Origin of the sequence: Colwellia sp. 6_MG-2023 (assembly GCF_030547765.1) — a bacterium.
GTDB lineage: Bacteria > Pseudomonadota > Gammaproteobacteria > Enterobacterales > Alteromonadaceae > Colwellia.
Map to the genome: position 1 here is coordinate 59740 of NZ_JAUOPP010000015.1, position 15173 is coordinate 74912.

Annotated in this window: 19 protein-coding genes; all 19 read right to left on the bottom strand. The window is 40.5% G+C overall.

Going from position 1 to position 15173, the window contains the following annotated elements; genetic code table 11:
* Positions 1 to 8: 8 nt before the first annotated feature.
* Positions 9 to 2723: a tape measure protein gene (locus Q4503_RS10985; protein WP_303602280.1), complete on the bottom strand. Its 2715-nt coding sequence runs from the start codon at positions 2721 to 2723 to the stop codon at positions 9 to 11.
* A gap of 1 nt (position 2724) precedes the next feature.
* Complete coding sequence (locus Q4503_RS10990) at positions 2725 to 3018, bottom strand: DUF1799 domain-containing protein (protein ID WP_303602281.1); 294 nt, start codon at positions 3016 to 3018, stop codon at positions 2725 to 2727.
* A 35-nt stretch (positions 3019 to 3053) separates the two neighbouring features.
* On the bottom strand, positions 3054 to 3377 hold the full coding sequence (locus tag Q4503_RS10995; protein ID WP_303602282.1) for a hypothetical protein: 324 nt from the start codon (positions 3375 to 3377) through the stop codon (positions 3054 to 3056).
* Positions 3378 to 3483: 106 nt separating this feature from the next.
* Positions 3484 to 4407: a hypothetical protein gene (locus Q4503_RS11000; protein WP_303602283.1), complete on the bottom strand. Its 924-nt coding sequence runs from the start codon at positions 4405 to 4407 to the stop codon at positions 3484 to 3486.
* A 3-nt stretch (positions 4408 to 4410) separates the two neighbouring features.
* Positions 4411 to 4593: a hypothetical protein gene (locus tag Q4503_RS11005; protein ID WP_303602284.1), complete on the bottom strand. Its 183-nt coding sequence runs from the start codon at positions 4591 to 4593 to the stop codon at positions 4411 to 4413.
* On the bottom strand, positions 4586 to 5026 hold the full coding sequence (locus Q4503_RS11010) for a hypothetical protein (protein ID WP_303602285.1): 441 nt from the start codon (positions 5024 to 5026) through the stop codon (positions 4586 to 4588). The genes Q4503_RS11005 and Q4503_RS11010 overlap by 8 nt, the downstream gene beginning before the upstream one ends.
* An 11-nt stretch (positions 5027 to 5037) precedes the next feature.
* Positions 5038 to 5457 carry a gp436 family protein gene (locus Q4503_RS11015; RefSeq protein WP_303602286.1) on the bottom strand — a complete coding sequence of 140 codons (420 nt, stop codon included), beginning with the start codon at positions 5455 to 5457 and terminating at the stop codon, positions 5038 to 5040.
* A gap of 2 nt (positions 5458 to 5459) precedes the next feature.
* The gene (locus tag Q4503_RS11020; RefSeq protein WP_303602287.1) at positions 5460 to 5942 is read right to left on the bottom strand and encodes an HI1506-related protein; all 483 of its coding nucleotides are present in this window, start codon (positions 5940 to 5942) and stop codon (positions 5460 to 5462) included.
* 120 nt (positions 5943 to 6062) lie between these two features.
* Entirely contained in the window at positions 6063 to 6974 is a 912-nt protein-coding gene (locus tag Q4503_RS11025; protein ID WP_303602288.1) for a Mu-like prophage major head subunit gpT family protein, read from the bottom strand.
* Entirely contained in the window at positions 6974 to 8176 is a 1203-nt protein-coding gene (locus Q4503_RS11030; protein WP_303602289.1) for a phage protease, read from the bottom strand. Before Q4503_RS11030 ends, Q4503_RS11025 begins: the two co-directional genes overlap by 1 nt.
* 231 nt (positions 8177 to 8407) lie before the next feature.
* Complete coding sequence (locus tag Q4503_RS11035) at positions 8408 to 8839, bottom strand: phage virion morphogenesis protein (RefSeq protein ID WP_303602290.1); 432 nt, start codon at positions 8837 to 8839, stop codon at positions 8408 to 8410.
* Positions 8839 to 9072: a hypothetical protein gene (locus Q4503_RS11040; RefSeq protein ID WP_303602291.1), complete on the bottom strand. Its 234-nt coding sequence runs from the start codon at positions 9070 to 9072 to the stop codon at positions 8839 to 8841. Before Q4503_RS11040 ends, Q4503_RS11035 begins: the two co-directional genes overlap by 1 nt.
* Positions 9072 to 10472, bottom strand: coding sequence for a phage minor head protein (locus tag Q4503_RS11045; protein WP_303602292.1), 1401 nt, complete (start codon positions 10470 to 10472; stop codon positions 9072 to 9074). Before Q4503_RS11045 ends, Q4503_RS11040 begins: the two co-directional genes overlap by 1 nt.
* Positions 10472 to 12103, bottom strand: coding sequence for a DUF935 domain-containing protein (locus Q4503_RS11050; protein WP_303602293.1), 1632 nt, complete (start codon positions 12101 to 12103; stop codon positions 10472 to 10474). The genes Q4503_RS11045 and Q4503_RS11050 overlap by 1 nt, the downstream gene beginning before the upstream one ends.
* A gap of 2 nt (positions 12104 to 12105) precedes the next feature.
* The gene (locus tag Q4503_RS11055) at positions 12106 to 13707 is read right to left on the bottom strand and encodes a hypothetical protein (RefSeq protein ID WP_303602294.1); all 1602 of its coding nucleotides are present in this window, start codon (positions 13705 to 13707) and stop codon (positions 12106 to 12108) included.
* Positions 13707 to 14282 (bottom strand): DUF3486 family protein, encoded by a 576-nt coding sequence (locus Q4503_RS11060; RefSeq protein WP_303602295.1) that lies wholly within the window; start codon positions 14280 to 14282, stop codon positions 13707 to 13709. Before Q4503_RS11060 ends, Q4503_RS11055 begins: the two co-directional genes overlap by 1 nt.
* Positions 14283 to 14290: 8 nt before the next feature.
* The gene (locus Q4503_RS11065) at positions 14291 to 14578 is read right to left on the bottom strand and encodes an ArsR family transcriptional regulator (RefSeq protein ID WP_303602296.1); all 288 of its coding nucleotides are present in this window, start codon (positions 14576 to 14578) and stop codon (positions 14291 to 14293) included.
* A complete protein-coding gene (locus Q4503_RS11070; RefSeq protein ID WP_303602297.1) occupies positions 14578 to 14940 on the bottom strand; it encodes a DUF2730 family protein in 363 nt (120 codons plus the stop codon). The genes Q4503_RS11065 and Q4503_RS11070 overlap by 1 nt, the downstream gene beginning before the upstream one ends.
* 4 nt (positions 14941 to 14944) lie before the next feature.
* Positions 14945 to 15172: a hypothetical protein gene (locus Q4503_RS11075; RefSeq protein WP_303602298.1), complete on the bottom strand. Its 228-nt coding sequence runs from the start codon at positions 15170 to 15172 to the stop codon at positions 14945 to 14947.
* Between the last annotated feature and the right edge of the window lies 1 nt (position 15173).

Below are 15173 nucleotides of genomic sequence, written 5' to 3' on the forward strand. Positions count from 1 at the left end.
TTAGCAGTTTAAGCAGGTGATCTAACAGCATCACTAACATCAGAAATAATCATATTTCTATTTGCTCGATACCATTGGTTAAAGCCGCCTGTATCAGTGGCAGTTACATTGAATTGAACTGTAACGTCTGATTGCGATGTCGTTTGGGTATTACCAAGATAATTTTTTAAATCCGCATTCGTTCTAGAATCAACAACACGTTCGCCTTTATCTAAAAGCCATGTACCTTCTTTTGGAATGCTATCAATACCTTCATGTGCCATACCTATCATGCCCGATGAAAGCCCTCCTATTGTGGCAGCCATAGGCTCGGTTACTGCAAGTGCTGCGGCCATAGCTCCAGGTGCAGCAACAGGGCCAACTATGGGTATAGCAGCAGTACTAGAAAATGCATTTAGTCCAGACATTAATGCCATCGCCTGTGACTGAGCTATCATGACACCACCTGCAGATGCAGCCGTCGCTTTAGCGGTTACTTTATCAATAGCTGCTAGCGTTAATTTTTTTACGCCAATTTCCACTAAACCCGCAAGCACCGACTGAATAGCACCGCGAGTCATCGCTTTCATCGAGTCACTGAAGTTTTCACCTTCAATAATTGCTGAAGCGGTAGTTTCTCCAATCCCTTGTGCAAAACGATCAAATGTATTGCCCCACATAACATCAAACTGCTCACTAGTGCTGCCTATATGTTCTTGCATTTGTTCCCAAAACGGCAGTTGTTGCTCAGCATTGGCAACGGCTTGATCAGCAAGTTGTGCTTTTATTAATAATTGCTCTTTTAGCTGCTCATTAATACCCACTAAACTGCCATGCTCCAGTTCATAATTAAGCTGTTGAACATTAGTTGCTTCATCTGTTATTGAAATTTTTCGTTGTAATGTTTCGGCATAGCTACTCGCCGCATCACTTAATCTTTCTGCCTGTTGAACTGCTTGTTTGTCGGCATCGATGCTTGCTTTTTTCTTATCAATTTCTGTGGCTAAGTTGATAATTGTTGCTTTTTGTCCTGGTAATAAATCTTTGTATTTACCTTGCTGAGTTTCATACTCAGCTTTAGCCAATTCGGTTGTCTGGCCAAGTAAAGCAAGCTGCCTGTTTAACGCGTCTTCTTGACCCTTAAATACATCTAACACCTTACCGCTTTGGGTAACGGGTGCTTCTGGCTTTTTCTTTTCTGGCGATTTATCATTTACGATGGTCTGTAATGCTTCAATCGTTTTGGTTAAACGCTCAACTTCTTTATTTGCTTCAGTAACGTCACCGGCAGTAACATTTTTAAAGAAAGGATTTTTAAAACGAGTTTGTGTTTCATCTGCCATTTGTTGCGCTAATTCAAGCTGCCCTTTATAGCGTTGTAATGCACCCGTAGCGGTTTCAAATGTATAGTTAGCAAATGGATTTAATTTATTATTCTCTTCATTTAAGCGTTTAGCTTCATCAGCTGCATCACCAGTGCTAGTTGCAAATGAATACATTGCAAAACCAGCAATAGTTAACAGGCCAGGAAGTCCACCAACAATACCACTCATTAAACCTAGCGTTTTATTGGCTACACTTAATTTTGCAGTTGCCGCTGTTAATGTTGTTCTAGTGGCAATTAGGCGTTTATCTGCAATTTCATTTTGAACACTACCCACTGCTGAAGCCTTGTAAGCTAGCGCTAAATTGTATTCACTCTGCGCTTGCGTTTTAGCAGCAATAGCGCTTGCACGTGAAGCGATCAATTCTTTAGCCGTAGCGGCCGTTTTTGTTATGATTGCGTTAGTCGCATGACCCGCTGCAATCACAAGAGCGCCTTGTAATACAGCAATAACCGCTTCAGTGTGCTCTTTAAGGAACGATAAGCCTTGTGCTAAACCGTCAAGTGTTGGTAATAAAGCGCTTTCAATTGGTTGCTCTAATTCAACCGCTAATAACTGATACTCACGCTTAATATCACGATATTTTGCATTAATATTGTCAGCTGTTTCTGCTGAGGCTCCCGCATAACCTTGTAACGCTTCAACTAGGTGTTTGCCGAACACCTCTGAAGTATAGGTTCCTGTGCCGATAAGTGTTTTTAAACCTGAGCTAGTTTCATGGCCAGCAGCTTTTGCTATCTTTGCCATTAAATCAGGTAATGGCTCGGTCACTTGTTTAAAGTCTTCCATGTTAACAGTGCCAGCACCAAGGGCTTGACTTAAACCATAATAAACACGCTCTAAATCTGCATTACTTGCGCCATTTCGCGATGCCGCATCAGACAAACCTTCCAGCATGTCTCGTGCTTGGCCATCCGTAATTATTTTTTCTTGGGTGAGTGTTGATAATCGGCTATAGCCATCTGCTAAGCCGTTTAATTCTTTATGATGTTCTGCTGATAAATCGATTAACCAACGCTCTTTATTTGCATATTCGGCAGCATCCACAGAAAGCCCTTGCAATCGGGTTCTAATATCTTGAAATGCGGCTAATTCTGTAACTAAACCTTTGCCTAGTTGAATAGCACCAAAACCTGCAGCTAAACCAGCAATCGCATTTTTAACGCCAGAAGCAACTTTATTGGTTGTAAATAGTTTAGTGTTAGTCTCGTCAATAGCGGTATTGAATTGACGGGTTTTATTTGCAGCCTGCTGATTACTCGCACCGAGTTGCTCAATAACTTGAGCGCTGTTTTTTACTTCAGATTTAAACGTGCCGTTTTTAACGTCAAACACAATACCTAGTTTTAAATCAGTCATTTTAAACCTTATTTAATGCTCTGGCTGCTGCCTTACTCATAATGCGTAAACCGTTATAATGTGCTTGGGTAAAGCTTTTATTACTTAGCTTTGCGTCTGATTCAACTTGAAGTAAATCAAGACCTAAACAAGCACCGTCACTTCGATAACGCATTAAGTCACTAACATCGATAAACCAAGCAACAATTGGCCAATTTTGAGGGAGTACTTCAAAATTATTTTCTTGCGTCAATTCGTCAATAATTTCTTTGGGTGCGCCTGATTCTTCCATTTCTTTAATTGTGCTGGTTTTCACTAAGGGTGCCGCTGCCCAGTCTTTAGCAGCGGCTTTTAGTTTTTTACTACAACGCCAATGGCGGCATTAAGATAACCGACCATAAAAGAGCGATGTACAAAGCTTTTCTTCAATAACATAGCTAAATTTTCAGAGGTAAATTTCAGCGGTTTTTTATCAACATCATCAATGTGTTTCCAGTCTTTGATAACGCGCTTTAAAATAGCTTTTTCACCCATTACCGCTATTTCGTCGTATTCATCTTCGTTTAATATCTCTAACTGCAAGCTCACTTCGTGGTCTGACGTTTCACCACCATCAATTGGCACTTTAATAACTAACGGCCACCAAATGACTGGGTTTTTCATTACTGTAAACATGGATTAAAAGCCTTTTAAATTAAGGTTAAATAGATATTTAAATAGAGCGCCTAAATAAAATTCAGGCGCTCATTAATGAGTGCATCCTTGCTAATGGTTAATCAATTTAAGTGAAGGTAAACTTAATTTCGTCGTTGCCTGCATCCGTTGGGATCAGTATTAAATCCATATCAAGCGTTGCTGTTCCTTCAAAATCACCATACTTTGGCGCTTTCACTTGCACTTTAGGACAAGACAACGTGCAAATAAGACCTGCTGTTTGACCAAGCTGTATTGCTAATGGGCCAGTAACACTATTTTTTGCGTCATCAAAGTAATTATGCTCGTCAAGCTCAGGTGCTAAAATACTTACATTGCCACTCGCTTTTCTGTTCGTAATATCAACTTTTGCCGTTGTTAGCGTTTCAATAAATTTAACGTCTTGCCCAACATCTAGGGTTAGTTTTATTGGCTCTGCTGCAAAACCATTAAGTAAAAAGCCTGATGTTCTACCTTCACCTGTTGGCGTTGGTTTTTGCCATGTAGACCAATCAACTGTTGGTTTAGCTACTTTGGTTGGCTCTTCCCATAATCCAATAAAGTTAAATTCTAAATAGGGAATACCTTTTTCAACTAGCGGCTTAACATTGGCTAATGCGCCTATTAATTTGTGCAACGTGGTACCCATATAAAAATAGATACTGGCACTTTCATAATCACTATCGGCTAAATCATATTCAACACTGGTGGCAGGTGTAATGGTTTCAACAAAACCAGCCGAGCGAAGAACAGGGCCAAGCGCGGGAGCAGTACCCACAGTACCACTACCTTGCAATTCAACTTTATAGGTAATAAGTACGTGTTCACCCGTTAGTATTTCTTCATCAGCACCTAAAAAGGGTTTAACTAAACCACGCTCTAGTGCAGTTACTTCAAGCGGGGTTATTTCAACGTCTTTTGCTAAAACCGCATTTGCAAGACCGGTTGGTATAGCATCAGCTCTATAAGTGGTTTCATTTTTCAGTAGTAATAGCTTCTCATCAGATCTCATGACTTATTGCTCCGCTGTTAACTGTGGTTTTTTGCGCTCAGTTTTTTGAACTAAGCTACGTTCACCCGTTTCAGGGTCTTTAATATAACTACCGCCTTTTAGCTTATTTAATATTTGGCCTTTAGCTGCAGGTTTTGTCGTTTCTGACGGTTTATTTTTTACTGCTGTCTTTTCTGATTTAGACATTATTTGCTTCCTCTAAATGCGTTGTAGTAAATCGTTCTAACTGCCAAAGTGCATGCTCTGTTACGCCAACCGTATCTGCAGCGGCAAGCAATAAACTTGCATGGTCGTCTGTTGGTTTAAAACCAAATAGCGCTTTGCGAGTTTCGGCTAAAATAGGGGCTACCGCTAATTTGGCTTTAACGCCTTGTGGGTCGTTGAATTTACTAATACCAATAACCACACCAATGGTTGTGGTAACTTCTTGTAACGCTGGCCCCATATCACGATTGTTATTACCAGGGCGGCGACTAATTTCAATAACAAATGCGACAGGCGATGGCTTTAAACGACCTTTCATTGAGCTACTTAAGTCAATCGCTTCTTCAACTTTACTAAATAACGGCAAACCATCTAACTGAGCGTTTGTTAACTTGGTGATAACAGCATTAATCATTGGGCTATTCCTTAGATGAATCCTGTCGATTTATCACGAGCAAAGACACTACCGGCACTTTCAATACTGGCAAAGTCGTTACTAACCGCCTTACTGCCACTACCATCTACGCCTAAACTAATTTCACCTTTAGATACACTAAACAAAAACTTAATAGCCCCATCGTAACGTTTGGTTACTTGCTCACTGGCTTCTTCGTCATACAATTTATACCGAGCAATATTGCAACAAAGCGACTTTAAAACAGGAGGAATCGTTATTAGTGGTAGTTCATATCTGCCACCTAAATACCCATCCATTTCAGCACTAGCATCAGTAATAGCTTGCGTAAGTACGGTTTCGTTAATGACGTTTAGATTGTCTCTATCAGTTAACGCAACTAGCTCGTTTTCACCAAAGCGGTCAATTAAGTCTTGTTTAGCGCAGTACATAGTTATTCAGAATCCTTGATTTCTGTTATCACTACATTGTCTTGATACCAACGCCATGCATCATCACGTTGTGCAGCTGTTGGTGTTAAGTCTTCACCATCAACACCTATTGTTAAGTGATCACAATTTGGCTTTTTAGTTAATGGCGCTTCTTTATTTAAGTCATCAATAACCGCAATCCAGTGGTGCAATTCTACAGGGGCTGAAGACACATCCAATTCAGCACCATCAACAAAACTGACAGTTACATGGTTGTCCAACAAACCATCGTCCACGTTCCCTTGCGTATCATTGTTCGCACCTGGTTCAATCGACTCAACTGATTGCACCAAAAGGTTTTTATCTTGTTCAATTTGCACAAATTGCGTTTCATCAATTTCAACGGTGTTTTCACCTTTATCAAACGCAATACCTGCGCGGCGATAGCCCGTGTGCATCGCACACATAATACAAGCGCTAAGAATAGATGATTTAATTTTAGCCATTTCATTTTCACTCCGTTTTCGGTAGGTTAAATTGAATTTAATTTAGTTAAAAAAGGTTGGTGGCAAAACACTAAACACCACCAACCAAGGGAGAGCTATACGTAATCAATTACTAATAAGTTATAAGTAGTCTGCTACCAATATTTCTAATCGACCTTTTAACTCGTTAGAGCTGTTAGCATCTAACTCACGCTCTAGTAGGCGACGGGCTGTTTTTTCTAAACTAGGTGGCACAACTAATAAGGTGGGTTTAATTGCTAATTTACGACCACCATCAGCAGTAAATGCGCGCATTTTAGCGATGCTATCCCATAGATTATCCGCAGTTAATTCACGCTTATTAGCAAACGCCATTTGCCAAAAACCAAAGCCTGCTTTATCGCGACAATCAACGCCATAGCGAAATTGCTTGCTCATAAACACAGCTTCATCGTCAGTTTTGGTCATGCTGATCAATACTGGTTGTTTGCGCTCTTGGAATATAATCGGCTTAATGGCTTTACTGGTATCAAGCAAAAACCAGGGTTCGCCTGTGTAACCTGCACCATCGTCAACCATGTTGGCCACTGAAACATCAACACCAGTGCCATCAGCATCAGGGTTTACGGGGTGGTCAGTATCAAAAAAGTATTGACCGTCGTAGCACTCGGTAGAGAAACCAGCACTTAATAAAGGAAAACACATTTCATCAGGATGAATGGCTGCAGCATTACCCATTTCTTTAAAAATAGGCGCGTAAATACCTAAGTTATCATCTTCAATATCATTACGGTCAACACCAACAGTTGATTCATAATCTTCGTTAACCAATGTATAACCATGGGCTTTCATTGCTTTAATATTACGGTCACCGACCCATTTAGATAAGCTTGGGAATTTGCCTAACCAACCATAAGTATTGCTAGCGGTAGTTGATTTGATAACCGAGGCTATTTTACTAAATTGCGGTTGTGCTTCTGATTTACCTGCTTCAAAGTTTGCTTGATAGCCAGTAAAAAGAGCCGTAATTAACGCTGGGGTGATAATAGCCATTATTTGGCCTCCTGAGTTATTTGCTTGGCGTAATCGTCATGGCTAAGGCCAAGTTGATCCGCAGTGTATTTTTGCTCAGCTGTTAAAGCAGCTACGCCCGTTTTACCGTCTGGCTTTTCTTTGCCTTGGGTTTGCGTTTTTTTAAGTGCGGCAATAGCAGGACGTGAATCAACCATGGCTTTTAATGCTGCAAAACCTTGTTGCTTACCAAAATCGGTTAAGTAATCAATTTCAGACTCAAACACCTTGTCAGCATTATCTTTTAGTAATTGCTCAACCGAGTTGTTATCACCTTGTGCTTTTAAAGCGGCAACTTGCGTTATTGCTGCGTCATAAGTTGCTTTGGGTACAAATTGACTTAAATCGACATCACCGTTATATGCTGCTGTTTGCGCTTTTAATGCAGTTACGGAGGTTTGTGCAGTATTTAAATCTTTTTCAAGTTGACCAGCTTTATCTGCTTTGCTCTTAAGCGCCGCAATGGCCACCTTGGCTTTATCTTGAATTGCCGTTAACGCAGCAACATTCGACAGTTCATCGTCGGTATGTGCAACGCCGAGCAAATCAAGCATGAGTTTTAAGGCTTCAGGCATTGGGATTTCTCCAGTTGAGGTGGCATTTTTGCCAGTTAAATGATTCTGTGTTTTTAATGCGGTAATGGCTTTCATACCGTCAAGCGCAGGCTCGTTAGTTAAAGCAACATGCATTAATTCAATAGGACGACCTGTTTTTAAGTCGTAAGAAAATACGGCAGAGGTATAACGATATTCTTTATCGTTAATATGCTTAGTGGCCGTTTGGGTCCAGTCAACATCAACCGCAAACAAACCTTCACCAGGTACATAGTCTAATTTTTTAAACCAACCGGCAGCAGGTGCGGGTTTACCATTTTTTTCGGTGTAGAGTGTTTGATGTTCGTAATCAAACATGAAGTCGTTTTTACGTTGGGATAGGTTGGCCGTTAACGAAGCAAATGCTTGTTCGTCCATTAACCATTGGCCACCTTCAACGTCAACGTCACGGCCATCAGTCGGTACAAAATAGCCATCAGGTAATATTTGAACGCGCGACGTATCGTTAGTGGCAATAGCGCCACCACCAAATGTAAGCACAGCAAGATTTGATGGCGTGGCATGTTTTGCACACAAAACAGCAAGTCCGATGCTGTGAGTAAGTAATTTTTTGTTTTGGAATGTTTTCATGCAACCAGAATGGCGGCATTCGAGAATTTTAAATATTAACCTGAGTTAGTAATTTTTGATGGGTGTTTACGTAGATAACAATAAATTGTGCTTGTTGGGGATAAATTCGTATCGGTAGCGCTTTTATAAACATTTTATAAAATCCATAGACGAACTTTACAGCCAAAAGAATATCATTACGGGGCTTTATGAAGTTAACGGCTTAAAATGCGTTTTAGGCGCTCTTCTTAATTAATTAAGGTGGTCTCGTAATATCGCTAATATTTCTACTCTTTCAAATACAGCGATACCTAAAAAAGGTCTTGCTGGTATACCATCACTTTCACGACCAAATTGGTGAGTAGCGGCATATTCCATATTGGAGCCTAACGTTAATTGGTTGACTCCTAGCTGATAATGTAAAGTATCTACTAAGGTGCCTGTTTCTGTTAACACTCTATCTTGGCGTTTTTTCTTGGCTAATGTTTTAGGACTAAGTGGGTCCCATGGCTCACCGTTTGGCGCTTGCTGATCAATAAAACGTTGTTGTGTAGACTCTAGCAAGTATTCGCCTATATCTCTTAAGGCAGGCTCAAGATCACTACCTTGTTTTAATAAACGATTTAATGCTTGTCCAATTTGTTTTTGTCCTACGACATCTACACTGATGAACGAGCCTGCCATTACAACAAACCTGTCATTAAGTGAATGTCTTCTGGTGTTTCTGCTAAAGCATGCAGGCTTGAGTATATTTCAGCAAACAGCGCTTTTTCATCAGATGACGCTTTTGCTTCTAACGTTTCAACTTGAGCAACTTTGTCGCTAAAGCTCAGTTTAGGATCGTTAATAACTAATACTGCAGCATTGGCATTTTCACGACTCGTTTTTTTTGCTCGTAGTTTTTCTAGCATGTTCATTAAAGTACTGCCTCCATTAGTTTGTCAAAGTAAACGGCTATGCCTTCATCCCATTTTGCTAAGGCGTCTCGGTTAAGTAACCACATGGCAAAATGTTCGGCGTGCCATTCAAAGTCATTACTTAAACTGTATTGTGTTACCCCATGACCATAAGGTACAGGTACCTGTGGGTTACCTGCTTTAAAATGTACTTGGTGACCAATTTCATGTAACCAGGTAACTAACGAACCGCCATCATCACCACTGCTACTGGCAACTCTTACAATATGAGAAAGTGACCATTGTTTATTACCTTCACGCATTAACAATATAGCATTTTCTACTGCTTCTGCTAGATCGTCAAATTGTACTTTACTGAACTTGGTACCCGATTTTACTTTAACCACAACATGGTCTTGATTACGCCAAGTAAAACCATTGGTTCTGGTAGAGTTTCGGGTAGTGTAATAAGCATGCGTTGAACGACCTAAATTTAAGTATGGCTCTATTTGCGGCAATATTTTACGTGACGCCTTAGTACCTGAACCCATTTCAGCTTGTTTTAAAAATAGCGTTTTAATGTCGTGCTTGTTTAAAAACTTACCTAAGTTATCTAGGCGTGCTTTTGCAGGTGAAAATTCTGCTAATTTTTTATTTAAGCTATGAACGTTAGCATGAGCAACACTACTAAATGCGGTTGGCGCTATACGTTGTGGCGGTACAAATGGCTCAGCTTTCTTGATAGCCTGTTGTGTTATGTTATTTTTAATGGCTTGTTTACGAGGTGCATAATCAAAACCTGGGTCAATACCTTTGGGTATTTGATGCTCTTCACCTGTTACTTTATCAACCCATGGGTTAGTACCGTTTTTAGGTGTTTGGCTAATCGTTAAGTTTTTACGATCAACATACGCTTGGCTACGACCACGAACCTTACATTTGCAACCCCAACCATTTTGCGGAAAATGAGTTTCCCACCAAGCATCACTTTTTGGTAAAAGTAGTTTATGCCAGGATAAATGCATTGGCCTTGGATTAATGCTGTCACCATGTTGATATTCCCAATAGTCAAAGTGCTGCAGCTGCTGGTAACGACCAGCATTATAACTTTGGCGCATGTTGGTATCGTAAATAATACGGCTACGCCACGCGCTTGAGCCGGTATGTTCCCAACCATGCTTAGCGCGTATTTCTTTAAAATTCTTTTTAAGCCAACCTAATGATTTACCTTCAGCGATTGTGCTATCAACCATTTTGCGCATGTCGTTAAGTAAATCATCCTTCATGGCACCCGCAACGGCAAAGCCGGTATTGTGACCATCACGCCAAAGGTCTGCCCAACGTTCGGTTGGTACGTTTAGCTTGTTACGAAAAAAATCAATAGACTCTTGAAAAGGCAATGAACCATAGCGAGCTGGCATTACTCACCATCCTCAATATCTGCCATACCACCAAGTTCACTAGCAACTAAAGCTAGCTGCAGTACTTCACTTGCTTCATCTATTGATAAGTCCATAGCGTTTAACTCTTCTTGTAACGACTCAAGTGACGTTGCTTCACTAATTAACGCTTCAATTTCATTATTAAAATCTTGCAATATAGGACTAAAGCCGTCGGCTAATTGATGCGTAAATAAGTCAGCGGTATCTTCATTAAGCGCTTTGTCAGACTTAGCTTTTAACGCAACAATTCTTGCTAGCCCTTTTAATGCTGCATTCTTTTTAGGGGCTTCTGTTTTGGGCTTGGCGTCAGTATTATTTACTGATGCGGCAGCTCGCATTAATACAAGCTCATCTTTTTGCGGCTCTGGTATTTGTAATTTTTCATGCGCCCAACGTGCAGGTATTTTAAAGCCTATATCAACTAAACTTGGAAGCGAATCTGAAAACGATTTAAGATCTTCAGCTTCGGTTATATCAAACTCAAAACGTGGTGCACGGCTTGGGTGTTGATAACTTTTGCCATTTAAATAATAAAGAGGGAATACTAAATCTCGCGTTGTGGTATTCGCTATTTGCTTTAAGTCGCTGTCGCGTAACTCTTGGCGCACTTCGTTATGTACGTTACCTAGTGCATTGGTTGAACTTTTACCGTCGGCTTGGCTTGTTAATGTACCGCCCAAAATAGCTTTAGACATTGTTTTTTCCATTAAGCCAACCATATATTCAAATGGTTGCTGTGTGCCTTTTGCCGCTTCTTGAAAGTCTATTTCCATGCCTTTGGGGATAATACCACCCGCGTTATGACCAATGCTCATTACGGCATTAAGCAAAGTGTTTTTTTCATCTTGGCTTGAGCCTGTCGGGTATTTACCTAAACGCAGTGGTAAGCCATAAATTTCTAAGAATTCAGCTAAATCGCGTACACTGTAGTTTTTAAATAAGTAGGGCCACGCTAATACGCGTGCCAAACCAGAGCGAGCTAAATAGCCAGATTTAGTTTTATGACAATGAGAAATCCATCCAAAGGGCTGTAGTGCTTCACCTTCGAAACTGTTATTACGTAATCGCAGTTCGTTACGGTTTTGTCCTGGTTGTTGTGCAGGGTGAGTCATAAACCAGCTAGGGTCTTTAAATTCAATATTTGACGGTAACCAAATACCCGATTGTTGTTGCCAAGTTATTTCCTGATTTGAAAAACCTTTTAAAATACCGTCTGACATATCAAAAATAACATCATCTAAAAACGTCAGGTCTTCTAACAGCTCTTGCAGCATGTCAGCGTCTTTAACTTCGCTAGCACTGGCATTGCGTGGTGGTACTATTTTCCAGTCAACACCAAGCAAGGCTCTACGACGTTTTTGTAGTTCAGCAAAAACATGTCCGTCTTTCTCTTCCATGTCTTCGGCTAACTCGCATTGAGCAATAATATTGCCTTGCTCAGCACCAATAAGAATCTCAGCTAATTTTTGTGGTGATAATGCTCTGCTTGGGTGGTCGCTATAATGCGTACGCAAATGGCCTAGCTTAGCATCGTCAGTTTGCTTTTCTTTTAAATGTTTAATACGAAACTTGTTACCGTTACTGTCAGTTTGAATTGGATGCTTAGCCATGGCTAATAAGCTCCTTTATTGTGCTGCATTTGATTATCACCACTGTGGTCAGGGCGCATATAATCGTTTGATGTTTTTTCTTTTTCGTGAAAGGTACCGGCTTTAGCAGGCAAGTCCGTAAATTCAATAACACCACCGTCCATCCAACTAGCACGAATTGCCATAGCAAAGCCAACAGCAGCATCACCATGGCGTTGACGGCCATCTGTGCCTTTCGTGCTACCTTTGTCAATCTTTGGAATGCCATTGCTCATTTTAATTTGAGCCATATCATCTTGAATATCTTGATGGCGCGGTATTTGTAAATTGAAGTCTTCAAACTCGGCTTTAAGCTTTGGCATCCACTCCATATACCATTTATCGTTCAGCATGACTTGCTCAACCATGTCGGTACCATAACGCTCTGCAGCCGCTTCGGCTAAGTAACCGCCATTACCTGTTGCATCAAACGCCATGCCTTGCAACCGTGGCAACCGGTCACCAATATAAAACAACAGTTTTTTTTGCGCATCGTAAGTAAGGTTGCTCATTTCTAATAAAAACGGGACACGCTTAGTTAAATCTTTATTTATTTGTAACGGTACAAATACTGACAAATCGCCTTTACGGGCGAAATCTTCACCAAAAACATGATTTAAATCTGTATTAAGAGCTTTAATGTGAGGGGTTAACTCGGCAATCCATTCTTTATACTGAATCGCTTTATGCTGAGCAGACCAGGATAAAAAGTCTTTGTCTGCAGTAAAGCGGATTATCGGAATGCCTTTGGTCATGGCACTATCAACCAATATGCGCTTAATATAAACACCGCCACCTTGTTTAGGTACACAAGAATATTCTTCTAAGGCATCTTCTTCAGTGGCCGTATCGTTAAGTAAATTGGCTTTCCATTCGTCTTCTTTTGCTTGCGACCACGACTCTTTTTTAATTTGACAAATACGTTGGTATAAACCCTCGCTACACGCATCATCAAGCGTTATACGGTGAACACTGTAGCGTTTTTTACCTGCACGACTGTCTTGAATAATATTATTAAATAAATTGTCGGTACCGTTATGCGTACTGATAAGGCGAACTTTAGCGCCCCACATGGTTAATGCCAGTGCTGCCTTAAGTACTTCAGCTAAGCGCTCATGAAAGGCTGCTTCATCAATGGTTACGTTACCTTGCATACCCCGTAAGTTTGATGGATTTGAACTTAACGCCTGTATTTTAAAACCACTGGCAAAGTGAATGGCAAAGGTTAAAATTTCTTTACCGTCTTTACCTTCGTCGATAAAAATTTCTTCACGAATGTCACCTGCAGCTTTATCAAAAGCCTTTGCCCACATAGCACAAGCATCAATAAACTCACGGGCCATTTCTTTATTTGAGCCAACATAAAAATGGTTAGTACCAAAAGCGGCTTTTGATTTACTGGCATCTAAAACAGCATCGGCAGCTTCTGCCCAGGTTAAACCAGTACGTCGTGATTTCTCCGCAATTTTTAGCGGTGATTTATCAGCTAACCACCGTTTTTGATAACCGAGTAATAATTCATTTGGGTCAAATGGCACAAAATCGCCCACGGCGACAGCAAGCTTAGTTTTCTTAACATCGAGCATTAGACAATACCTAATATTTTTTGCTTAATGAGTTCAGCGCCATCGGTCGTTAATCCCAATTGAATAGCTGCTTCATCAATTTGGTCGGCAGCGGCATCAGCAAAGGCTTTCTTGATTTCTTTTTCACGCTCTAAATTTAAAATAGAGGCTTTTTCAATACGCTGAATGCCTAACGCCAATTCACCAATTGTTTTAGGATCAAGTACGTCGTCAGGGTTTTCGTTGGCTTTAACTAATAACCGGAACGACTGTGTACGCAGCATTTCCATCAATAATTTACTAACATCGCCTGTTGGCTCGGTACCTAACTTAGCCACCCATATTTCAGCCATTTGGCGTGCCTGGCGAATGTCATGACCGATGGTTTCCATTTGCGTTGAATAACGATTAACGCCTGATGCCGATAGTTTTAGCTCTTCGCTTAATCCAGCCTCATCAATAAGCGTATTAACCGCGTGAAGAATGTCTTTTTGTTGCAACTTGTTATTACGCAATAACTCGTCAAGTTTGCTTTTAATAGCGCTTGGCAACAAATCAATTTTAGAGGGCTTGCCTCGTTTCTTACGGTCTTTCATCATTGCTCCTAAGCCCGTGGGCGTTTTACGCCATCAACGAAGCTAATGCCTTGAGCTACGTCTTGGCCACGACTTGTTAAAGTAGCAATCATGTAGCTATCTTTACGCTTAATAGTGACTAAACCTTGTTCTGCTAACCAACCTAATTGAGTGCGTACTTGGTCATTACTCATGGTGTTGCCAAAAGAATCACAGGCATCTTTTATGATGCTGTCGTTACTTGAGTAATTAAGGGCATCAAGCGCAAGTAATATTGATAACCGTGCGTGTTGATTTTGAATGTCTTGTAAAGGCATTATTTTTGACTCCCTTTAATTTCATTTTCTACGAGCATGTCTACTTGGTTATTCATGCGTTTTTGTAATTGATTAATGCCTGTTAATAAGCCTTTAAGCTCTTTAACTTCAGATTCAACACGGTGAATAGTTGTTTTGTCGGGCAAGTCATTTACCTTTGTTTCAATTGTATTAACTCGCTGAGCAAGCTTTGAATGATGTTCATGCTTGCTGTAAGTCAGTTCAATTTCGCTCACTCTACTAGTTAAGTCACTGTGATCTTTCTTCTTAGAAAAAGTGGCGGCAAGTGCCCACACTACAATGATAAAAATAACGGTTAGTACTACTTGAATAATTGTAAAATTATTAACAAACCATTCCATTGCATTAACCTCTCAGGTGTTTTTGTGATGCTTCATGAAGCTCTTGGTCGGTAATGCAGCGCACAGCATCAACCGCATTCACCCGTTCAATAGGAATTACGTGACCGCAATTCAAACAACAGCGAATACCATCAATAATTAATGGTTTTTCCTTTTTACTTTGTTGCCGATTTAAGGCGAGTTCGCGTTGGCGTTCTTCAACACCACTTGCACGATCTAATAAATCTACCACG